This window comes from Haloferula helveola (genome assembly GCF_037076345.1).
GTDB lineage: Bacteria > Verrucomicrobiota > Verrucomicrobiia > Verrucomicrobiales > Akkermansiaceae > Haloferula > Haloferula helveola.
The window spans coordinates 1,752,949-1,773,874 of sequence record NZ_AP024702.1 but is presented as its reverse complement, the minus strand read 5'-3'; the positions used below and the strand labels follow the sequence as shown (position 1 = coordinate 1,773,874).

Sequence of the window (20,926 nt, the reverse complement as noted above, 5' to 3'; positions counted from 1 at the left end):
AGGCCGCTTGTCGGTGACATCGCGCTCTGATAGGTCCGGGCCATGATCCAACGAGTGCTTGCCGCTGTCTTCCTCTTCTCGCTGGCTGGGCCGGTTTTTGCTGAAGACAAACCGGGGTTGGACGAGCTTCTCGACGAGCGGATCGAGGCGAATGAGAAGTACCGCGACCGGTTTGCCAAGGAGGCCGAGGAGTCGCCGTATGCCAAAGACCTGCAGCCGCTGGAAAAGAAGATCGGCCAGGAGTGGGTCGACTTCCTGAAGCACGTGAAGGCCTCGGAGGACGAGAAGCTCAAGCTTCACACGCTGCGCCTCGAGTTCATGGATGAACTCCGCGGCTGCTACTACGACCTCGAGTATGCGGAAGGCGTGCTTGAGCGGGCGACCATCCGCTCCGAGATCCTGAAGTGGAAGAAGAAGGTCGAGCGCGTCGAGGAGTTGGCAAAGGCTCCCGTGGCCGATGGGGAACCGACCGAATGAGCGCGATGAAGCGGGCTGTCCTTCAACCTGACGACCTTGCGGACGGCTATTCGCTCGGCAAATGGGTGAGGCACCTTCGCCGTTACCCGACTTCGGCGTCTGCCGAAATGCGGCTCCGATGGCGCCTCGGGCAGGCGGTCACGCTGATGGTGATGGGCGTTCTCCTGATCGTCACCGCTCCGACCCTTCACCGCACGTGGATCCTGGGCGGCATATTCGGTCTTCGCGCCACCTACGACCTGGTTGTCTGGTGGAGGAAGTCGCGGCGGCCGATGCGCTGACTCCGGAACTCAGTGCTCCAACGGATTCTCGCCGGAGGCGTCGCCAAGGTGGGCGAGTTCCTTGGGGAGGAACTTCTTGAAGCGCGTTTTGTCGATCGCCTTCATGTACGCTTCCTCGGGGGAAATCATGCCGGCCTGGAGCTTGGCCCAGATCGACTCGTCCATGAACTGCATCCCTTCGCCCTTACCGCCGGTGATGATGTCGTAGAGCTTCTGGGTCGCACCTTCCCGGATGATCGCGGAGACCGCCGGGGTGGCGAACATGATCTCATGGACCGCGACCCGGCCGGGCCGGTCGGTGCGCTTGCAGAGGAGCTGGGCGAGCACGCCGCGCAGCGAGGCGGCAAGCATCGTGCGCACCTGCGACTGCTGGTCGGCGGGGAACACGTCGATGATCCGGTCGACCGTCTTGCGGGCGTTGTTGGTGTGCAGGGTGCCGAAGACGAGCAGGCCGGTCTCGGCCGCGGTCAGGGCGAGCGAGATCGTTTCGAGGTCGCGCATCTCACCGACGAGAACGATGTCGGCATCCTCACGCAGGGCGGCGCGCAGGCCGTCGGCGAAGGACGGCGTCTGGATCGGGACTTCGCGCTGTGTGATGATCGAGAGCTTGTTGCGGTGCACGAACTCGATCGGCTCCTCGATGGTGATGATGTGCCGGTTGTAGTTCGAGTTGATGTAGTCGAGCAGCGCCGCGAGCGTGGTCGACTTGCCCGAACCGGTCGGTCCGGTGACCAGGATCAGCCCGGAACGGATCTGGCCGAAGCGCTTGACGACGTCGGGCACGCCGAGCGTCTCGAGCGACATGATCTCGGTCGGGATCAGACGGAAGACGGCAGCGAGGCCGTTCTTCTGCTTCAGGTAGTTGCAGCGGAAGCGCGACTCCTCGTCCATCTCGTAGGCGAAGTCGAGGTCGCCGGTGTCCATGTACAGTTGGAACGCCTTCGGATCGCAAATCTCGGAGAGCATCCGGTGGATGGCCTCGTGCTCGAGCACGGGCTCATCGGGGATCGGGGTGACGGCGCCGTGGACGCGGATCTTCGGCGGTTGTCCCTCGGAAAGGTGAAGGTCGGAGCCTCCGCTTTCGACGAGGTATTGGAAAAGGCGGTCGATTTCGGCCATGTCGATGGGTTCGGTGGAAGCTTCAGGATTGGAAGAACGCCTTCATCTGGGTCTTGTCCTCGGCGCGGTAGAGGGTCTCTTCCTGGGTGATCAGGCCTTTGATGTAGAGGTTCCGGAGCGACTCATCCATGGTCACCATTCCGACCGCCTTGCCGGTCTGCATGACGCCGGGGAGCATGTAGGTCTTGCCCTCCCGGATGCAGTTCGCGACCGCCGCGGTATTGACGAGCAGTTCGAGCGCAAGCTCGCGGCCGGCGCCGTCGGCGCGGGGTACTAGCTGCTGGGAAACGATGCCGCGGAGCGACTCCGAGACCATGATCCGGATCTGACCGCGCTGGTCGGTCGGGAACACATCGAGGATCCGGTCGAGCGTCCGCGGCGCGTTGCCGGTGTGCAGCGTGCCGAGCACCAAGTGGCCGGTTTCCGCCGCGGTGAGGGCGAGCTGGATCGTTTCGAGGTCGCGCATTTCCCCGACCATGATCACGTCCGGGTCCTCCCGCAGGGCGCCGCGCAGCGCCTTGGCGAACGATTCGGTGTGCAGGTGGACCTCGCGCTGGTTGACGTGGCAGTTGTCCGAGTCGATGACATACTCGATCGGGTCCTCGAGGGTGAGGATGTGATCTTCCCGGTCCTTGTTGATGAAGTTGATCAGGGACGCCAGCGTGGTCGACTTGCCCGATCCGACCGAACCGGTCACCAGGATCAGTCCGTTCTGATATCGGGTGAGGGGGATGATGCTTTCGACCGGCAGGTTGATGTCCTCCATGGTCCGGATCGAGGTGTTGATGATCCGGAAAACAAGGTCGTAGCCGAGGCGTTGCTTGACCACCGACGCCCGGAAGCGGCCTTCGTCGTTCGAGTAGGCGAAGTCGACATCACCCTTTTCCTGCAGACGGTTCCATTCCCGTTCCTCGAGAAAGGATTTCGCCAGGCGCTCGGTATCCTCCGGAGTCAGAGGCTCGTGGTCGTCCCAGATCGGTTGGAGCTGTCCGAAGCGTCGCCATGCCGGCGGGAAGGCCGTGGCGAGGTGGACGTCGGAGCAGTCGTATTCCCGCCCGAGGCGGAGATACTGGTCGACGTGGTCGAGCACTTGATGTTCGGGCATGTCAGAAGCCTCCTTACAGCGGGATTTCAGGGCTTGGAAAGAGGGAATCGCGTCTCCGGAGGGGGCGATTCAGGGTGCGCATTGGCCATGAGTCGCCGTTGTAATTCGCTTGTAACCACATGCTTGAGCAAGGGCTTCAAAACGGCGACGAGAGTCGGAAGCAAAAGACCCATCAGGCCGGCGGCCTTCGCCTTGGTCTTTTTGCGCGGCCGGCGCAGCAGGCGGCTGGCGACCAATCCGACGCCGAGCGAGCCGCCGAACCACAGCAGCGGCTTGCGGGCAACGTTCTCGCGAACGCGGCGCGGGACGTCGAGCTTGTGCCGGAAGGCGGCGACATGGACGCCGACTTTCTGGCGTGATGCCTCGAGCCGGCGGGTCAGCGCTTCTTTTTCAGAGTCTCGAGCCATGCTTGGTCCTTGGCGAATTCGGAACGGGTGAGAGGGAAGGGAGGTTGGCCACCCTTCCGCAGTGACAGGACACCGATACCCGCGATGGCGAGGTGCAGTCCGGCTGCCACGAGGGTGATATGATACCACGGCCAATCCGGTCGGGCGGCGGCGACCAGCCCGATGAGGCCGGTGATGACCAGCATCCAGCAGAGAATCGCGCAGCCTGTGATGATGACTACCGTCGCGGCTTTGCGCGCCGCTTCACGACCGGCGTCGCGGGCCTCCAGCCGGATTAGTTCGATGCGCGCCTGCACGAATTCCGCGGCGGACGCCTTCCAGTCCCCGTCCGCGCCTTCGGCTTCGTCGCGATAGGTCTCCGGAGCTTCACTCATGAGGTGTCAGAGGTGCGCGTCCGATGGCCGGCGGGCCACGGACTCGGCGCAAGCGGCAGGGTGAAGCCGGTTCAGCGGCGGGTGATAAGGCCGATCAGGAAACCGACGCCGAGGGCGCCGAGCACGCATTTGGTCGGGTGCTGGCGGATGTAGTCCTCAGTGGTGATGTGGAGCTCCTTCGCCCTGTCGCGGGTTTGGCTCCACTGCTCGTCGGCAGCGCTCCGGAGTTGGGTGGCCTTGACGCTGGCGGTCTCTTTCAGAGCCTGCGCCTTCTCCATGGCGAGGTCACGGAACTGTTGGGCCGATTGCTTGGCCTTGTCGGTCGCGGCTTTGGCTTGGTCCATTTTCTCGTGAGCGAACTCGCGCGCCTTGTCCTCCGCGGCATGGCGCAGGTCGCTGGCGGCGTGGCGCAGGTCATCGGCGGCCTTCGAGACCGACGGGTTGGAGGAAAATCCGGTTTCACCTTCGAGGGTTTCCGGCTTGGCGAAGTTGTCAGACATGGTCGTGATTGGTTGGAATTGCGGATTTTGGGGTTCGCTCCATTAGGCTTACACCGAAGTAGGGTGGGTGCAAGGCATGTCTCCCCCCGAAAGGCGTCCCGATTCAGCGCTGCGGGGAGACGATTCGGGCGCGGGGCGGGTTCGCGGGTTCGGGTGCGACCGCGCGGGCTTTCGGCGGCTCGAGCAGGCGGCTCTCCTGCTCGGGAGGCGGAGAGGTGAACATCACGTTCTTCCACTCGGGGTCCTCGATCGGTCCGGATCCCCGGAACTGGAAAAGCCCGTAGAACGGTCGCAGCGGCAAGGTGATGAAGCCGAAGAATCCGCGGGCATTCATCCTCACGGTCATGTTCAGCGTCTCGTCGTTGAGGTCGGCCTTGCCGTCGCCGGTGAAGACGAGCGAGGTGGTGGTGGTGAGGAAGTCGGTGGTCGATACGACCCCCCTGTCCACGCGGAACGTGCAGAAGGCGGAAGTCGCCTCCTGGAAGCCGGCATCGCGCCGGCCGAGAACGGCGGAGATCACAGGGGAGAGCGGACCGAAGATCGGGACGTCGAACAGCTCGCTGTCCTCGAGCGCGATGTGGCCGCTGCCGTCGAATCCCGAGATGTCGTCGCCGTTCAGGGAGAAGTCGATGCGCCCGGTGATCGAGCCCTTCGGAGTACTATCGAAGTCGTAGCTCTTGGCGATTTCGGGGAGCCCGAGCTCGGTCCAGTCCAGTTCGCCTTCGATCGCCATCGCGCCGGTGCCGAGCCGGCTCTCCATGTCGGCCCGGATCCGCCCTCCGAACGCGCCGAGGTCGAGGTTGCCGATTTTCACCCGGTCGGGGAGCACCCGTACGGAGCCCGATGGCGCCGCGAGTTCGAGGGTCTCGTCGAGAAACTCGTAGTCGATCGAGGAGGTGGAGGAAAAGGTGACCCGCAGGTCCTGCTTCGGATTGCCCCTGCGGATGTCGATGATCCCGTCGGCAGCGAGATCCGGCGGCCGGTGGAATCCATAAACCTCGAGTTCGTCGGCGATCTCGCCGGCAAAGGTCCGAACCGCCGGTGCCGGCCACATGTTCCCGCGCAGGCCGGCGATCTTGATCGTTCCGCTGGTGTGGTCGTAGAGGATCTGACCCACGGTGGCATGGCCCGAGTCGGGTCCTCCGTGCTCCTTGCGCAGGCGGTAGTCCGAGTAGTCGAAGTCGACTTCGCCGTCGGTGAAATCGAGCTGGTCGTGGTCGAGGTCCATCGAGACCCTCGCCTTGCGGGCCGGGACGCCTCGGAATGATAGCGAACTCGCCGCAGCGGTGCCCTTGAACCGCCAATCCCGGTGGTCAAGAAGGTTCGCCATGCCCTCGAAGTCGATGGTCGCGGTGGCGCCATCACCCGCCTCGAAGTCGGCCAGGATGGTGGCGAGCGGCTGGATTTTCACGCTCTTTTGCCAGAATCCGAGCGGCAGGTCGGTGGATGCCTGGTAGAGGACCCGCTCCGGAGTGATGAAGGCTCGCCCGGTCAGAGAGTGGGATCCGTCCCGGACGGAAAGATCCTCCAGCAGGGCGCGCGATCCGTCCCACGAAAAGCGGGAGAAGATCCGGTCGGCGGAAAGATGGAGGAAGCTGGGGCCCGTCAGGTCGGCATCGCCGATCACCTGGAAGTCCCACTGGTCCTCGGTCCGGCGGAACTGACCGTGGGCATTGATCTGCGGCGGGGCTTCGAAGGTCGGCATCCGCTCGGGCAGGGGGATGTCGAGCCCCGCGAGGAAGGCGGCGATGTCGATCCCCGAACGCAGCTCGAAGCGGCCGGCATGGCGGTCCATGTCGTAATCGAGGGTGCCGCCAAGACTGCCGTTCTCCGTGAGGATCTCGGCGTGGTGGACGACCAGCGTGCGGCCGTGGACTTCCCCCTGGAGATCGATGTGCCGGATCTCAAGGTCGCGGCTTTCGAGTTCCCGGGCTTGGACCGCGATGGTCGCCCGCAGGCTGCCCGGGATCTCGAAGTCGCCGCGGGCATCGATCCGGATTCGCGGCGGGGTGGTGGTCTTAAGCCGGAAGCTGTCGAGCGTGTCGATGATCGCGAGCAGGATTTTCCGGCGCTCGGCGCGGGCCGCCTCTGCGTCTTCCGGGGAGCCGAAAAGGCCGGGGCGGTAGAGTTTGAGTATGCCGGTCGCCTCAAGCCGCACGCCGCCGACCATGCCGGAAGCGCCGGAGATCTCGATTTCCCGTGGCCCGGAAAAGTCGATCCGGCCGTTGGCGTCGGTGATATCAAGCGTCTTCGAGTCCGGGTCGGCCGGGTCGACGGCCAACGAAATCCGGGCTCCGGCGAGGTCGAGCTGATCGATCTTGAAGTCGCCGCGTGACAGGCGGGAACGATCGACGTCGAGGATCAGCTGGTGGAGCCGACCGACCTCACGCGTCCGGGACGCGTCCGAGTAAACCGTCACCTCGCCGGCCTCGATCCCCCGCAGCGGCAGATAGCGCAGGCTGGCGACATCGGCGTGGATGCCGTTGGCGGCGAGCGCGTCCTCGATCCCGGAGCGCCATGACTCCGGCAGTCCAGTGTGGTTCGCCCACCACAGCACGCCCGCGCCGCCGAGCACGGCGACAAAGCCGAGCAGGGCGACCGCGACTCGTAGCCGGTGAATGATGCGGATCCGTTTCACGCTCCTTGGGATGATGCCTGCCGGATTTCGGCTTTCAACTCCGCGTTTGGCGCATGCATGATCCGGGCCATGCGGTTTGCGGTTCTCGGCAGTGGCAGCGGTGGAAATGCCGCGGTGGTCGAGGCCGGAGGCACCCGGATCCTGGTCGATGCCGGGCTGTCGGCGCGACAGATCACGCGTCGTCTCGGGCTGATGGGAATCGCTCCGGAGTCCATCGACGCGATCCTGCTGACCCACGAGCATGGCGACCACATCCGCGGGCTGCGGGTACTCCTGAAGTCGGTGGCGGCGCCGATCTACGCAACCCCGGCGACGAGCCACGTGGTCCGTGACCAGCTTGGAGTTGCGAGCTGGAAGATTTTCGAGAGTGGAGCCGGATTTTCGGTCGGCGGTCTCGCCATCGAGTCCTTCGCGGTGCCCCACGATGCGGTGGAACCGGTGGGCTTCGTGTTTCGCACCGAGCAGCGTGCGATCGGTCTCGTGAGCGACAGCGGACACGTCACGGCCCGCGTCACCGAGGCATTGCGCGGGGTCGATTCGCTTTTCGTGGAGGCCAACTACGACGACGCCCTGCTCGAGGCCGACACCAAGCGTCCGTGGTCGACCAAACAGCGGATCTCATCCCGTCACGGGCACCTGTCGAACGCCCAGGCCGCCGAACTGGTGGCCGAACTGGCCAAGGACGGGCTGCGTCACGTCGTGCTCGGCCACCTGAGCCGCGACTGCAACAACCCGGAGGTCGCGCTTGCCGCGATCCGCGGCAAGGTGGAAGAGGTCGCGTGTGCCTGTCAGGACGAGCCCTGCGGCTGGCACGACGGCCCGTCGGCACCGTGCGAGATCCGCTTCGGGCGGGACGAGTTGTTCGGATAGCGGCCGGTCTAGATGAACCACCGGCCGTGTTTCTTCATCAGCCGAATCTTGGTCCGGTTGCCGACGACGCAGTTGAAGTGGACGATCCGGCAGCTGTCGCCGATGCGATCGTGGTTGGCGTAGAACCAGGCGCCGTTGGGGTAGCGGTCCCGGTCGAGTAAGCGGACCTCAAGCTTCTGACGGTAAACTCGCGCGTTGAAGTAGTCCTGATCATCGCGGTAATCGAGGAAGTCGTCCGCTTCGAGCGCCTCGCGGGTGAAGAGACCGGTGCTGGCTTCGGTCGGCTTCATGGCGAAGAAGCCGGTGCAGCAGTCGCTGCCGTTGAACTGGAACACGCCGTCTACCGACGGATCGGCATCGAGCTCCGCCATGACTGCCTCCACCGGATCGCGGTCGAACACGACATCACAGTCCGTGTAGATGTAGCGTTTTCCCGCCCGCAGGATGCGGTCGCCGATGAGGTAGCGCTGCCAGACGACGCTCTTGAACTTCGAGGTGCCGAACTTGCAGTAGCCGCGCGGAACGTCATCTCCGTAGTGGCGGACCAGATCGATCTCCGACTTCGCGAGCGACTTTTCGAGTTTCGGATCGAGGGCGGCAACCATCAGCCGGACCCCTGCCCGCCCGGCGCTGGCGGCGAGGTTGCGCGCTTGGTCGGCGATGCCGGACGATGCGACACAGAAGACCACGGGGCCTTCGCCGTGATCCTTGAGGAAGGTGTCGATGTTCTCAAACAGTCGCATCATCGCGTCGCGGTCCGCTGTGGGCGACTTTCCACAACGTCCTCTCCGGATCAAGCCCGCCCCGTGCCGTCCCCATGCGAGGACTTGCCACGGACGGAAGGATGCCGAGAGTCGGGACGTGCCCGATGAGAAGCCACGCTGGTCGCTCCCCGAGTTGATCGACTTCGAGACGGAGCTCGCCGGCTGGGACGGACGGGCGACGCCGGATCGTGACGGCGGGTCGCGGGCAGCGGTGATGAAGCGCTGGCTGGAGGCGCGCGATACCGGGAGCATCGGCCGACGTTGGATGGGCGGGCTCGGAGCCGCCGGGGTTCTCGCCGCATTGCTGGCTGCGGCCTCCGGTGCGGGTGCGGTATGGGGAACGCTCGACCGTGAGACGTCGGGTGTGAACGTCATCTGGATGCTGTCGGCGACGCTGGTGTTGCCGTGGATCCTGTTCGTGTTCGCGTTCTTCGCGTGGCTCGCGAGGGGACGGATCCCGATGATCGGTGTGGTGGGAAGCGCGATGGAAAAGCTCTCGCTGCGTTTTGTCGGCGAGGAGGTGCGCGCGGTGGTCGAGCGGATCCGTCGCAGCGGCGAATTGGCCCGTGTGCTGGCTTGGAACCTCGCGCGTCGCACTCAGACCGTGGCTTTGTCGTTCCACCTCGGAGCCTTCCTCGGGCTCGGTGCGATGGTTCTCTTCAAGCACGTCGGCTTTTTCTGGGAAACGACGACCGAGACGGCCTTGCGCTCGTTTCTCGACCGGGCGGTCGAGGTGCTGGCCTTGCCTTGGTCATGGACCGCACCGCATCTGGTGCCCGATGTGGAAGGTTCGGAGATCGGCCGCGACTGGATGGAAAACGGCACCGGGTGGTGGCAGTTCTCGTTGCTCTGCCTCGCGGTCTGGGGAGTCCTGCCGCGGTTGTTTCTGGTACTGTGGGTGTCATGGAAACAACGTCGCGCGCTCGCCAGCCTGACTTTTCAGGCGCCGCAGCACCGCAAGCTGTGGCGGGCACTCACCGAGGTGCGTCGCGGCGAGAAGATCGAAGGTCCGGTCGATGGCGCGCTGGTGGTGACGGTCGGCGGTGCCGAGCCGGATCACGAGGCGCTCAGGCCGTTCCTGCTGCAGCGGCTGCGGATGAATCCGACCGCTTGGGAGAGTCTCGGCGTGCTCGACGAGGGACGTGAGGAGGCGGCGCGGGAGGCCTTGGCGAAGGCTCCTGCCGGGATCGTGCTTTTCGCCGAAGGCTGGTCGCTGGCGCCGCGCCAGATGGAGCGCGCGCTCGACGAGGTGAAGGCGAAGGCGGGCGAGCGGAGGCAGGTGCTGCTGGTGGGAAATCCGTCGGAATCCGGCGTCGAGGCGGTGACCGCTGACGAGCGCGGCCAGTGGGAGCGCTTTGTCGACGGGCGCAAGGGGGAGGAACTCGAACTCGTGTTTTACGAAAGGCCATGAACGACTGGTGGAACGACAAGGTGCCGTCATTCGTGGTGGTCGGTCGCGTGAACGCCGGAAAGTCGGCGACCCTGGCGACCTTGCTGGAGGTCGATGACGACGAGATCCTCCGTGTGTCGTCCACGCCCGGGGAAACCACCTCGGTGCAGGCGCTGCCGGTGGTTTACGATGACGAGGAGTGGATTCGCTTTTACGACTCGCCCGGCTTCCAGCAACCGGTCGAGGCGATGCGTGAGATCGAACGGATGGCGGGAGACGGCACGCCCGGTCCCGACGAGGTTCGGCGCTTTGTCGAGGAGTGCGGTGACCGTTATCCGGACGAGGTCCGCTTGCTTGAACCGATCGTCCGTGGAGCGGGTATCCTTTATGTGGTCGATCCTTCGAAGCCGCTGCGCGATTCGTTTATCGCCGAGATCGAGATCCTGCGATGGAGCGGTCGGCCACGGCTGGCCCTGCTGAATCCTCAGACCGAAGACACGGCTCACGAACAGGTGTGGCGCGAGCGGCTGGGAACTTCGTTCAATCTCGTCCGCACCTTCGATGCCCACCAGGCGAAGTACGACGAAAGACGTAAATTGCTTCTGGCCCTGTTGCAGATCGAGGAACGCCAGTCGGACCGGATCGAACATGTGCTCGAGGCGATGGAGCGGGAATGGGGGCAGCGGCGCGAGGATGCCGCCGAGGCACTCGTCGATTTCCTCGAGAAAGCGCTGACGCTGCGGACCAGCGACGGACTCGACGAGCGGGATCTCGGTGTGCCGACCCGCCGCGAGCGGAAGCAGGAGGCGCTGGTGGAGGAATACTTCACCAAGCTGGCGAAGCTCGAGTCGGATTGCCTCGGTCGATGGCTGAAGATTTATCGGCACCACCTGTTACAGGCCGATACCGATCCGGCGCTTCATCGCGGGCTCGACCTTTCCGCCGACGAAGCGTGGAGGAAGTACGGGCTCAACCGCTCCCAGCTCACCGCGGCGGGTGCCGGTATCGGTGCCGCGACGGGTGGCCTGATCGATGTCGGTGTCGGCGGTCACAGCTTCGGGATCGGTTTGGCGATCGGAGCCCTCGTCGGTGGCTCGGCGGCATTCCTTCAGGGCGGCAAACTTCCGGAGCTCAAGGTCAGCGGGCTCGGCGGCATCCGCTTAAGGAAGGGCGGGGGACGTTCGATCGTCGTAGGCCCGCCCAAGGAGATCAATTTCCCGTGGGTGCTCCTCGATTCCATGCTGGTGCGCTACCGCGGACTGCTTTCCTGCGCGCACGGGCGTCGGGACGCCGACATGGGGCCGTCGGCCGATGACGGAAGCATCGTCCGCGAGTTCGAATCGGACCGGCGGTCGTTGCTGCAGAAGTGGTTCACCTCCTGCCTGAAAGGTTCGCCCGACCGCGGCCGCGAACCCGAGGTCTTCGCCGCCTTGCTGGAGGCTCTGGAGGAAGTGGGGGAGAAATGAACGGTGGACTGGTGCGCGGACTTCAGTCCGCATGTTGGCTTGGCTTCCGGGGCGGACTGAAGTCCGCGCACCACAAGGCCGGCGCGTTTGTTGCTTCCGGGGCATGAAGCCGAACGCCCACACCGCCTTCGCGGATCTCGAACTGGAACTCGGTCGGCAGGTGCGCGAGGCGGCGCTGGATCACGAGGCGTTCTCCATGCCGCTGAAGGTGTGTGAATTGGCAAGCTGTCGCGCGACCTGCTGTCACGACGGTGTGTTCCTGGATCGCGAACAGGCATCGGTGATCGGCGGAATTGTCGAGAGTGGCCAGCTCACCCGCTACGGCTTTCATCGTAGCTATTGGAGCGAGCAGGCCGGTGGTCGGGTCAAGACATCGACGGTCGAGGCATCGGCTGCCGAACTTGCCGACGGGTTTCCGGCCCACTTCCCGCGAACCCGCTGCGTCTTTCTTGATGCCGAGCACCGGTGCGTGCTCCAGCGGCTGGCCATGGATTCGGGCATGCATCCGTGGTGGTGGAAACCGGTGTCGTGCTGGATGCACCCGCTGCTTTTCCGGCGCCTCGCCGATGGGCGACCCCTGCTGGGTCTTGCCTCGGCCGACGATGATCCCTCGGCCCGGCCCGGCTATCCGGGATTCGGGTCGTGCACGCCCTGCGGGATGCCGAATGAGGGTGGCGAGCCGGCGTGGAAGGTCCTCCGTGGCGAGTTGGAGTTGCTGGGGCGGATCGGCGGTCGGGACCTGGTCCGGGAGTTGGGCGGCGGCGATCATTGATCTCCGCTGGGAATTCGCGCCTTCATTGTAGTGGTCGTGGAGGTTCGGACCGGAGCAGCCTCTGGTTGAAATCATGGATGCAGAAAACAGCAGATGGGAACACCGGTCGCTGGTCATCGAGACCGGCGGATGGGGTTCGCGCGGAGTGATCCAGACCTCCGAAGTGGATGCGCGGATGAATGAGTTGGGCAGGGACGGATTCGAGCTGGTTTCCGCCATCCCTGTGTCGGACGGGAGCGTCGGGACGAAGCGAATCGCGCTCTTCTTCAAGCGCCCCGCGGCACTCGGTGATTGAACCGGTGAGGGCGCCGATTCATTGAAAGGCATGCCGATCTTCCTGAAGGCAATCGTCGGGCTGGCCGCGGTCGCGGTGATTCCGGCCGCGCTCGCCGCCGAAAACCGCAAGCCGAACGTGGTCATCTTTTTCACCGATGACCAAGGAACGCTCGACGCGAACTGCTTCGGTTCGGAGGACCTGTATACCCCGACGATCGACCGGCTGGCGGAGACCGGCGTTCGCTTCACCCAGGCCTATGCCCACACGGTTTGTTGTCCGGCCCGGGCGATGCTGATGACCGGCCGCTACCCCCAGCGCGGCGGGGTGGAACAATGGACCCAAGCGAATGCGAAAGACGGCCGTTTCGGGGTCAACATGGCCCGCGAGGAAGTCACGCTGGCCGAGGTGCTCGGTGGCGCGGGTTACCGCACCGCACTCTTCGGGAAATGGCATCTCGGAGCGGACTTCAAACACGGTCCGACCGAGCAGGGCTTCGATGAGTTCTTCGGACTGCGCGGCGGGTTCATCGACAACTTCAACCATCACGCCCTCCACGGGAACGGCTTCCACGATCTCTACGAAGGAACAAAGGAGGTCTTCATGCGGGATGAGTATTTCCCCGATCTGATCACCGAGCGCGCGCTGCGATTCGTCGATCAAAACAAGGAACGCCCGTTCTTCCTCTACGTCGCCTTCAACATCCCTCACTACCCGGAGCAGGCGGATAAGAAATTCGAAGAGCGCTACAAGGACCTGCCGATGCCCCGGCGAGCCTATGCGCAGATGGTTTCGACCACCGATGACCGGATGGGCCGGATCCTTTCGCGACTTGAAAGACATGGACTTCGCGACAACACGATCGTCGTCTTCATGAGCGACAACGGGCATTCGATCGAGGACTACCGGATCCGTGGCAAGGACCACAGCAGCGGGCTGCCCGAAGGCGCGAACTACGGCGCGAACGGTGGCGGCGGCAACACCGGCAAGTGGCGGGGCAACAAGGGAACGTTCTTCGAAGGAGGAATCCGGGTCCCCGCCGTGCTTTCCTATCCGGCGGGCTTGCCGGGTGGAATCGTCCGGGACGGGGCGGTCACCGCGATGGACTGGATGCCGACCATTCTCGAGCTGTGTGACGTCGCACCGCCAACGGTGAAGCTCGATGGCAAGAGCCTGGTGTCCGGCATTCGTTCGGAGTCCGGGGCGGACTGGCACGAAGTCCTGCACTGGCAGTGGCGCGGGGCCTGGGCGGTCCGTCGGGGCGATTGGAAGCTGATGGGCCAGGGGGCGGACCCGGAGTTTCTAGGAAACCTTGCGGGCCCCGAACCGGAGCGGAAAAACCATCTCGAGGAACAGCCGGAACTCGCGAAGGAACTGGCGACCCTCCACGCGGATTGGGTGAAGGAAGTCACTCCCGCCGAGTCTGCCGAAAACTAGACCCCTTTTGGGTAAGGTTGGGCGACCATTGGATCGGAAACACTTCCAGTTCGGGTCCCGTATGGGCCGCGATGAAACTTGGAAAAGTGACCCTTTGTGTGCTGGCAGCCCTCGTGGCGCCGGCGATCGCGCAACCGATGCCAAAGGAGGACGTGGTCGAGGTGCCGGCAATCGGTGACGGGCTCTTTCTCCACAACCTGTTCCAGTCGAACATGGTGCTCCAGCGGGACAAGCCGTTCTCGATCTGGGGCTGGGCGGCCCCCGGCGAGAAGGTGACGGTGACGCTGGCCGGTCAGTCGCAGGAATCGGCCGCGGCCGATGATAGGTCATGGAAAGTGACCTTTCCTGCGATGCCCGCCAGCGCCGACCCGGTGAAGATGAGCGTCAAGGGAGCCTCGAAGACCCTCGAACTCGAGAACATCCTGTTCGGCGACGTCTGGGTGCTCGGTGGCCAGAGCAACATGGAGTTCGAAGTGGGCAAGGTGCAGAACGGCAACCTCGAGATGGTTTCCGCGCACTACCCGCAGATCCGCATTCTGACGATTCCGGCGGTTGGAACTCCGGAGAAACAGAAGGGCTTCGAGAGGCTGCATCAGTGGAGTTCCTGGTCGAGCCGCCACTTCCGGAAGGGAGACTGGGACGTCTGCTCGCCGGAGATCGTCAAGGAGTTGTCCGCCATCGGCTACGTGTTCGCGCGCCGGGTTCACATGGCCAGCCAGATTCCGATCGGGGTGATCGACGTTTCGCGAGGCGGCACGACCGTCGAGGCCTGGACCCCGGATCCGGTGCTGCGGAAAATGGACTCCGAGCCGGTGAAGACGATGCTGGCGGAGTGGGACGAGAAGGTGGCCGCATTCGATCCGCAGGAGGATCTGGCGAGCCGCGTCGCCAAGCACCAGCAGTGGGTCGAGAAGATGAAAAGCGAGGGGAAGGAAATCCCGGCAAACCGCACCGAGCCTACCGATCTGAAGCCGGGACCGGCGATGGACCACAATCGCCCCGGGAGTTGTTACGCCGGCATGATCGGCCCGCTTGAGGGGCTCGCGGCGAAGGGCGCGATCTTCCACCAGGGATTCAACAACTGCTTCAGCGGCACCGAGGGTGCGCGGATGTATCGCGACGTCTTCCCCGAGATGATCAAGGCATGGCGGGCGGCCTTCGGCGATCCGGAGATGCCGTTCGGAATCCTCTCCCTCTGCACGGCCGGCGACAAACAGGACCTGACGAATTTTAGCGAGCTGATGCTCGACGCGGGGCCGTTCATTCGCGAGGCGCAGCATCAGACCTACGCCGAAATGGTCGAGGCGGGTGATGAGAATATCGGCTTCACCAGCACCTACGACCTGCGGCGCCGGTGGTATCATCCGCAACTCAAGTTCCCCGCCGGGGAGAGGATCGCCCGCTGGGCGCTGGCGACCGAGTATGGCTTCGACCGCGAGCTCCGGTGGAAGCCGCCGGTGATCGAGGAGATGAAAGTCGAGGACGGCCGCATCGTGCTCAATTTCGACCAGTCGGTCGGTGGCGTGGACGATGGCGGCGGTATCGAGGGCTTCGCGATCGCCGGTGAGGACCGGAGGTTCCATCCGGCGACGGCGGATTCGCTGGTGATCGGGAAGGATGACCGCGGCCGCGACCGCAAGGACAACAAGGCGATCGTGCTCACCAGCCCGTTGGTTTCGAAGCCGGTCCACTTCCGCTACGCCTGGGCGCGGAACCCGATGGGCAACGTGCAGCCTACCGGAAACACCGACATTCCGCTTCCCACCCAGCGCAGCGACGACTGGGCGATGGAGGAGGCGCCGCTCGGCGTGCTCGACGAGAAGGCTGGAGAAAATCCGCGGGCTGACCGCGGCAAGCTTCAGAAGGCTCTTCGCGAGCAGGACCTCCAGCGCCAGATTCGCAATGCAGAGGCCCTGATCGAAGAGAACTCGGAGAACTGAACGGCGAGCGCTACGGAGCCAGTTCGATCTTCAGGTGCAGGAAACGACGGTCGAGAGTGCCGTCGCCTGCATTGAAGATCACCGACTCGGTCTGCGGAAACGGACCGGGCGAGCTGCTGTCAATGGTGGCCGCGAACGGGTTCCAAGTCGTCAGATTGAGCGAGTCCTCGATGGTGTAGACAAGGTTGTGGAAGCCATCGAGGGGCTTGTCGAAGGCGAGCTTCGCGATGCCTCCTTCGAGCGTCAGCACCGGCAGCGGGGCAAGCGAAGCGATGTGCGGGTTTCCGACGAGTCCGAACTCCAGCAGGCGGGTCAGCGTGTCGCCGTCGTCGTCGGTGTTCCAATCGATCGCCGCATCTCCGAAGTAGCGGGCGTGCCACGCGGCACCCGTCTGGTTGTCGACCGAGAACTGCGTGGCAATCTCTCCTGCCGAAAGCGCCCGGTCGTAGATGCGCACTTCATCCAGCAGGCCTTGAAAGTGGCGGTTCTGGTCGTCCATGCCGACCACGAGTCCGCCGGCCAGAGCGGTATTCATCGCTTGGGAGCTCGAGGCGCCGGGAGTCTCGGCAACGCCGTCGACGTAGAGAATGCAGTCGGTGACATTGCTGCCGCCTGAAGGGAAAACGACCGCGACGTGGTGCCACTCGTCGTCCCGCAGATCGGTCGAGCCTCGGAGATAGCCGCCCTTCACTTCGACGCGCAAGGCGCCGGTTCCGGGCGAGGCGTCCTCAAGCCGGAAGTGCCACTTGTTGCCGTTCACACCGCCGTTCGAGCCCCACGAGACGATGGATCCGAGTCCCGGGGTGGTTGCGGCGTCCGGGACCTTGATCCATGCGGTTACGGTGCGCGGGGTGGTGCCGAGCGGTGGCGTGTAGATCGAAGGGCTGATGGGGATGGAGTCATCCACCCCATCGAGATCGAGTGCCGTGCCGCTGTTTCCGAGGACCCATGGGTCGCCCGGGCCGGAGCCGGTAAGCGCTCCGGCGAACGAACCGCCGGCATCGTAGACGGCGACGCCCGAGCCCTCGTTGAACGGCAGCCAGAGGTCGTCGATGGGGAAACTGAGTGTGACCGTGACTTCGGCGGTGTCGGTGAACTGACCGTCGGTCAGTGTGTAGCTGAAGGTGTCGAGGCCCGCGAAGCCCGCATTCGGCGTGTAGAGGATCGAGCCGCTCTGGATGGTGGCGGTTCCGCCCGAGGGCTGGGTGACCGACTGGATCGTGAGCGGAGACGGAAGGCCGTCATCGATGTCGTTGGCGAGCACGTCGATCAGGATGGGGGTGTCGACCGGAGCGCTGGCGGAGTCGTCGACTCCGACAGGTTCCGGGTCCGGAGTTCCGGCGATGAACAGGGCTGAAGATGGCAGCGCTTCGGTCGGAACACCAGGACCGGTCCAGTCGATGTCGAGCTGGGGCGCGGCGCCGCTACCGTTCTTGTAGTAGATCCGGTAGGGGTGGAGTCCGGCCTCGAGAAGCACGCTCCCGGTTGCCGCCGAGCCATCGTGGTTGAAGTCGTCATCGACGACCATGATGTCGTGAATGCGGAGGAAGCTTCCGGAGTCGGAAGTCATGGTGAAAGTCCAAGTCCCGGTGGTCGGGATCGAGATGTAACCGGAGTAGAGCAGCCCGTTCTCCAGAGGACCGGCGGGCAGGTCGGCGAGGTCGGGGAAGGTGCCGGTTCCTGAAGTGACTTCCGTTTCATCAGCGAACTCCGGAATCCACGGCCAGAGTCCGCTGTAGGATTTCCACTCGACGCCGGGAGCGGCCGCCAAGGGTGGGGCGGGCGGGACCGGAGTGGAATCCATGTAGGGCCGAGCAGCACTTCCGTCGGGTTGGCGGATCTGCAGAACGCGATCCTTCATCCGCTGCTGGAGCTCGGTGAAATAGGTCGCCATGCCGGGAGGCGGTGAGACAAACAGGTCGACCGACTCGTCCGGATCTTCGGAGAGCCGGGTGTCGTAGATTTCGAAGTTGGTGTTGGCATCCCCCGGGTTGTTCCGGATGCCCTTGTAATCATCGAGGAAGATCACCTGGGACTGGGTGCGGGTGGTGCCTCCGTGATTCGGGAAGTCGCCGTAGTTCGGCGTCGATCCGCTGTTGGTATACTCGATGTAGGTCGTCGGGGTCTTTTGAGTTCCGCTGCCCGTGAGCGTCGGGGTGAGGTCGACGCCGTCGGTGCGGGCCGGGGGCGTCCAGCCGGCGACGCTCGAAAGCGTGGCGAGCCAGTCATGGAGCTGGGCGGGCATCTCGTTCACCGAGCCTCCGGCGATCGTGCCGGGCCAGCAGACGAGTGTCGGCTGGCGGATCCCGCCCTCCCAGCAGTCGCGCTTGACGCCTTCGAAGGGTCCGTAGGACTGGAAGGAGGTCGGCTGGTAGCTTGAACCGTCGTAAGTCTGGGCGTTGGTCAGGTAGTCCTCGGTGTGGGGGCCGTTGTCCGCGGAGAAGACAATCAGCGTTTCATTCTCGATACCGAGATCTTCAAGGGTCTTGCGCAGGTCGCCGACGCAGTCGTCCATGCGGCGAACGAGGGTGGCGAAGCGCTCCTCGACGTCCGTCCATGCGTTGCCTACGGCGGTGGTGTAGTCCGGGTGTCGGTAGGAATCGATGGTGCCGGTCGCGGTGTTGATCATCGATCCCGGAGTTCCCTGCCAGAGCACGCCGCCGCCGACACCGAAGCCCGAGTCGTCGAAGTCGTCGGCCGGGTTCCAGCCGGGATAGGCGACGGTCGGGATCTGCAGAGCGGCGTGCGGGGTATCGTAGGCGAGGTAGATGAAGAAGGGCTCGTTGTCGCCGTCGCCAACCTCATCGATAATCAGCTGCTTGGCCTTGGCGGTGAAAAGGTCGGGGGTGAAGCACTTGTCGAGCTGGCTGGAGATCTCGAGGTCACCGTCGTAGAGCTCCTTCACGCCCCGGGAATCGGTGACGTGGTCCGGGTAGTGGGTGTGGCCGTCGGCATGGCGGACGTAGCCGAAAAACCCGTCGAAGCCGCGCTTCGTCGGGTAGGCGGGCCATGCCGCCGGGGATCCGCCGCCACCCTGGAGGCCATACTTCCCGACCAACTCGGTGCGGTAGCCGGCCGCCCGCAGTACGCTGGCGAGGTTGTGGTTGTCCTCGAGCGCCTTGTCGAACTGGTTGTCGCGGACGTTAGCGTGCCCCTGGTGCATGCCGGTCAGCAGCGAGCCGCGCGAAGGGGCACAGACCGGAGCCGGGCAGTAGTGCCGGTCGAGGATGAGCCCCTCGGCCGCCATGGTGTCCAGGAAGGGGGTCTTGTGCTTCATTCCTCCCTTGGCGTTTTGGAAAAGCACGCCGAGGTCGCCATAGCCGAGGTCGTCGCAGAAGATGTAGAGGATGTTCGGCCGGTCGACCTTGGAGGCGGGATTGTTTGGATCGAGTCCCTTCGCGACTTCGAATCCGTCCGGACAGCCGTCGCCGTCGGAGTCGTCGTTGTTTGGGTCGGTGGTCGTTTCCTGTCCGTCGAGCAGGAGGTCGCCGTCGGTATCCCGGTTGTTCGGATCGGTTCCGGCACTGAATTCGGCGAGGTCGGTCAGCCCGTCGTCATCGAGGTCGAGCGTGCCGTCGCGCGAGGTGTCGCCGAAGTTCACGGTTTCCCACGCGTCGTCCATGTTGTCGTTGTCACCATCGGGGTCGCCGGTGAAAGGCGTGACGGTTGAACCGCCGGCGCCGTCGGGTACGACCGCGACGTTCGACGACTGGACGGCCGGGTTGCCCTCCACCGTGACCGATCCGAGCTCCGTGGCGATGACCGTTTCCGGATCGAGGGAAAAGAAGGCCAAGGTGGCGGTCGAGCCGGTGGGGAAGTCCACGGTGGAGTTGTCGAGCGCCTGGCTGGTGGCATCGAGCCCGAGGGTGCCGTCGTTGAGGGTCGCGGTGACCTGGCCCAATCCCTCGGTGTTGACCGTGCCGCCATTCATGGTGAGCGGCCCGTTGAGGATGCGGTTGTCTCCGCCAAGGGCGAACTGGGTCACCCCGCCGCTCACGGTCAGCGAACCGATCCCGAGATCGAGCGAGCCACCGGCGCCGCCGCCACCCGGCGTGCCGGCATTGACGACGAGGTCATGGTTGACCGGCACACCCGGGTCGATCTGCGGAATGAGCGTCACGTTGTCGCCGTCCTTCGACCAGTTGTTCTCGCCGAACAGTGAGACAGCGTCCCCGCCGGACGCCGCGGCGGTCCAGACGTAGGTGTCCGGCGTGACGCTTGCCGGGATGCCGACGACCTCGATGTTGTCCCAGTAGAGACCAAAATTGTTGCCGGTGTAGGTGGTGATGCTCAGGTAGGCGAGCTCGCTGTGGCTGGCGCCATCGTAGCTGGCGATCGGGTCGGAGGTGAAGGCGGTGCCGGATTGGTCGGTGCTGGCGACGGTCCAGCTGCTCCCACCGATGGTGACGTCGAAATGGGCGTCCTTGGTGACATCGAGGACCGTCCCGGTGCCGCCGTTGCCCCACCAGTAGGCCGCCGGAGATCCCGTGCCCGGGAGGGGTTGGCGGGTCGGTCCCGCGACCTCGTAGCCCGGCCTTTGGCGGTCGGCGGCGGCGTTGCCGAAGCAGTTGGCGTCACCCAGGACCAGCGCGAAGACCGGCTGGTTGGTGAGGTCATAGCCGGTGATGATGGTCGATTTCTCCTCGCCGTTCGTCCGGATCGCTGCGACGTCGAAACTCAGCGTGACCGTGTCGGCGCCCGCGAGGCTGGCGGGGCCCGAAAGGTCGAGGCGGGCGTCGAGCAGGCCGGTCTGATTCCGGTCGAGCGCGAGGCAGGACGTTCCCAAGGTCGGGTCCGGGGAACTCGACAGGCTCGCCAAGCTGGCGACGGCGGTCGTGCCGCTGACGTTGTAGTCGGCGGTCCCGATGGATGGGGCGGTCGAGGACTCGAAATCGGCCGAAAACAGGGTGGTTTGGGCAGTTGCCGACACCGCGAGAAGTCCAAGGCTGGCGAGGGTCGAAAGGGTCGGGCAAGAACCGGGCAGGTTCCTTCGGGAAGGGGACGTCATGGGTTTTTGGATTGGGATGGGAACATAATGCCGAATCGGCCCCGGCGTTAGCCGGGAATCTGGAAATCGGCCTGACCGCCCGAGGGACCGGTCGGATGTCTCGA

The 20,926-nt window shown here is 64.7% G+C and carries 17 protein-coding genes; 9 read left to right on the top strand and 8 right to left on the bottom strand.

The features are described 5' to 3' along the window. Nucleotides 1–42: 42 nt before the first annotated feature. A complete protein-coding gene (locus tag HAHE_RS06470) occupies nucleotides 43–477 on the top strand; it encodes a hypothetical protein (protein WP_338689545.1) in 435 nt (144 codons plus the stop codon). Between the two features lie 5 nt (nucleotides 478–482). Beyond that, nucleotides 483–758, top strand: coding sequence for a hypothetical protein (locus tag HAHE_RS06465; protein WP_338689544.1), 276 nt, complete (start codon nucleotides 483–485; stop codon nucleotides 756–758). 9 nt (nucleotides 759–767) lie between these two features. Here HAHE_RS06465 and HAHE_RS06460 read toward each other — a convergent pair whose 3' ends face one another. The 6 genes from HAHE_RS06460 to HAHE_RS06435 form a co-directional block, all read right to left on the bottom strand. Then, nucleotides 768–1,877, bottom strand: coding sequence for a type IV pilus twitching motility protein PilT (locus HAHE_RS06460; protein ID WP_338689543.1), 1,110 nt, complete (start codon nucleotides 1,875–1,877; stop codon nucleotides 768–770). Nucleotides 1,878–1,899: 22 nt separating this feature from the next. Further along, a complete protein-coding gene (locus HAHE_RS06455; protein WP_338689542.1) occupies nucleotides 1,900–2,982 on the bottom strand; it encodes a type IV pilus twitching motility protein PilT in 1,083 nt (360 codons plus the stop codon). A 26-nt stretch (nucleotides 2,983–3,008) separates the two neighbouring features. Continuing rightward, a complete protein-coding gene (locus HAHE_RS06450) occupies nucleotides 3,009–3,389 on the bottom strand; it encodes a hypothetical protein (RefSeq protein ID WP_338689541.1) in 381 nt (126 codons plus the stop codon). After that, on the bottom strand, nucleotides 3,359–3,763 hold the full coding sequence (locus HAHE_RS06445; protein ID WP_338689539.1) for a phage holin family protein: 405 nt from the start codon (nucleotides 3,761–3,763) through the stop codon (nucleotides 3,359–3,361). The genes HAHE_RS06450 and HAHE_RS06445 overlap by 31 nt, the downstream gene beginning before the upstream one ends. Nucleotides 3,764–3,834: 71 nt before the next feature. Then, on the bottom strand, nucleotides 3,835–4,263 hold the full coding sequence (locus tag HAHE_RS06440; RefSeq protein WP_338689537.1) for a hypothetical protein: 429 nt from the start codon (nucleotides 4,261–4,263) through the stop codon (nucleotides 3,835–3,837). 103 nt (nucleotides 4,264–4,366) lie between these two features. Next, nucleotides 4,367–6,901, bottom strand: a complete 2,535-nt coding sequence (locus HAHE_RS06435) for an AsmA-like C-terminal region-containing protein (RefSeq protein WP_338689535.1) — start codon at nucleotides 6,899–6,901, stop codon at nucleotides 4,367–4,369. A gap of 69 nt (nucleotides 6,902–6,970) precedes the next feature. On the opposite strand from HAHE_RS06435, the gene HAHE_RS06430 reads away from it, so the two are divergent. Further along, a complete protein-coding gene (locus tag HAHE_RS06430; protein WP_338689533.1) occupies nucleotides 6,971–7,771 on the top strand; it encodes an MBL fold metallo-hydrolase in 801 nt (266 codons plus the stop codon). Between the two features lie 8 nt (nucleotides 7,772–7,779). Here the strand turns inward: HAHE_RS06430 and HAHE_RS06425 are convergent, their stop codons facing one another. Then, the gene (locus HAHE_RS06425) at nucleotides 7,780–8,517 is read right to left on the bottom strand and encodes a putative nucleotide-diphospho-sugar transferase (protein ID WP_338689531.1); all 738 of its coding nucleotides are present in this window, start codon (nucleotides 8,515–8,517) and stop codon (nucleotides 7,780–7,782) included. Nucleotides 8,518–8,632: 115 nt separating this feature from the next. Here HAHE_RS06425 and HAHE_RS06420 point away from each other — a divergent pair, with 115 nt between their 5' ends. The 6 genes from HAHE_RS06420 (at nucleotide 8,633) to HAHE_RS06395 (ending at nucleotide 15,814) form a co-directional block, all read left to right on the top strand. Further along, nucleotides 8,633–9,946, top strand: coding sequence for a DUF2868 domain-containing protein (locus tag HAHE_RS06420; RefSeq protein WP_338689529.1), 1,314 nt, complete (start codon nucleotides 8,633–8,635; stop codon nucleotides 9,944–9,946). Continuing rightward, nucleotides 9,943–11,391 carry a GTPase/DUF3482 domain-containing protein gene (locus tag HAHE_RS06415; protein WP_338689527.1) on the top strand — a complete coding sequence of 483 codons (1,449 nt, stop codon included), beginning with the start codon at nucleotides 9,943–9,945 and terminating at the stop codon, nucleotides 11,389–11,391. Before HAHE_RS06420 ends, HAHE_RS06415 begins: the two co-directional genes overlap by 4 nt. Nucleotides 11,392–11,494: 103 nt before the next feature. Then, nucleotides 11,495–12,163: a hypothetical protein gene (locus HAHE_RS06410; protein WP_338689525.1), complete on the top strand. Its 669-nt coding sequence runs from the start codon at nucleotides 11,495–11,497 to the stop codon at nucleotides 12,161–12,163. A 73-nt stretch (nucleotides 12,164–12,236) separates the two neighbouring features. Next, nucleotides 12,237–12,458, top strand: a complete 222-nt coding sequence (locus HAHE_RS06405; RefSeq protein ID WP_338689523.1) for a DUF4177 domain-containing protein — start codon at nucleotides 12,237–12,239, stop codon at nucleotides 12,456–12,458. 30 nt (nucleotides 12,459–12,488) lie between these two features. Then, nucleotides 12,489–13,874 carry a sulfatase-like hydrolase/transferase gene (locus HAHE_RS06400; protein ID WP_338689521.1) on the top strand — a complete coding sequence of 462 codons (1,386 nt, stop codon included), beginning with the start codon at nucleotides 12,489–12,491 and terminating at the stop codon, nucleotides 13,872–13,874. Between the two features lie 71 nt (nucleotides 13,875–13,945). After that, nucleotides 13,946–15,814, top strand: coding sequence for a sialate O-acetylesterase (locus HAHE_RS06395; RefSeq protein WP_338689519.1), 1,869 nt, complete (start codon nucleotides 13,946–13,948; stop codon nucleotides 15,812–15,814). 10 nt (nucleotides 15,815–15,824) lie between these two features. Here HAHE_RS06395 and HAHE_RS06390 read toward each other — a convergent pair whose 3' ends face one another. Then, on the bottom strand, nucleotides 15,825–20,822 hold the full coding sequence (locus tag HAHE_RS06390; protein WP_338689518.1) for a sulfatase-like hydrolase/transferase: 4,998 nt from the start codon (nucleotides 20,820–20,822) through the stop codon (nucleotides 15,825–15,827). Nucleotides 20,823–20,926 lie beyond the last annotated feature (104 nt).

Coding starts and splice junctions, on each gene's coding strand:
- HAHE_RS06425 (WP_338689531.1), bottom strand. CDS start 8,517: ATGATGCGACTGTTTGAGAACATCGACACCTTCCTCAAGGATCACGGC.
- HAHE_RS06395 (WP_338689519.1), top strand. CDS start 13,946: ATGAAACTTGGAAAAGTGACCCTTTGTGTGCTGGCAGCCCTCGTGGCG.
- HAHE_RS06455 (WP_338689542.1), bottom strand. CDS start 2,982: ATGCCCGAACATCAAGTGCTCGACCACGTCGACCAGTATCTCCGCCTC.
- HAHE_RS06465 (WP_338689544.1), top strand. CDS start 483: ATGAAGCGGGCTGTCCTTCAACCTGACGACCTTGCGGACGGCTATTCG.
- HAHE_RS06440 (WP_338689537.1), bottom strand. CDS start 4,263: ATGTCTGACAACTTCGCCAAGCCGGAAACCCTCGAAGGTGAAACCGGA.
- HAHE_RS06410 (WP_338689525.1), top strand. CDS start 11,495: ATGAAGCCGAACGCCCACACCGCCTTCGCGGATCTCGAACTGGAACTC.
- HAHE_RS06470 (WP_338689545.1), top strand. CDS start 43: ATGATCCAACGAGTGCTTGCCGCTGTCTTCCTCTTCTCGCTGGCTGGG.
- HAHE_RS06390 (WP_338689518.1), bottom strand. CDS start 20,822: ATGACGTCCCCTTCCCGAAGGAACCTGCCCGGTTCTTGCCCGACCCTT.
- HAHE_RS06460 (WP_338689543.1), bottom strand. CDS start 1,877: ATGGCCGAAATCGACCGCCTTTTCCAATACCTCGTCGAAAGCGGAGGC.
- HAHE_RS06400 (WP_338689521.1), top strand. CDS start 12,489: ATGCCGATCTTCCTGAAGGCAATCGTCGGGCTGGCCGCGGTCGCGGTG.
- HAHE_RS06405 (WP_338689523.1), top strand. CDS start 12,237: ATGGATGCAGAAAACAGCAGATGGGAACACCGGTCGCTGGTCATCGAG.
- HAHE_RS06450 (WP_338689541.1), bottom strand. CDS start 3,389: ATGGCTCGAGACTCTGAAAAAGAAGCGCTGACCCGCCGGCTCGAGGCA.
- HAHE_RS06430 (WP_338689533.1), top strand. CDS start 6,971: ATGCGGTTTGCGGTTCTCGGCAGTGGCAGCGGTGGAAATGCCGCGGTG.
- HAHE_RS06415 (WP_338689527.1), top strand. CDS start 9,943: ATGAACGACTGGTGGAACGACAAGGTGCCGTCATTCGTGGTGGTCGGT.
- HAHE_RS06445 (WP_338689539.1), bottom strand. CDS start 3,763: ATGAGTGAAGCTCCGGAGACCTATCGCGACGAAGCCGAAGGCGCGGAC.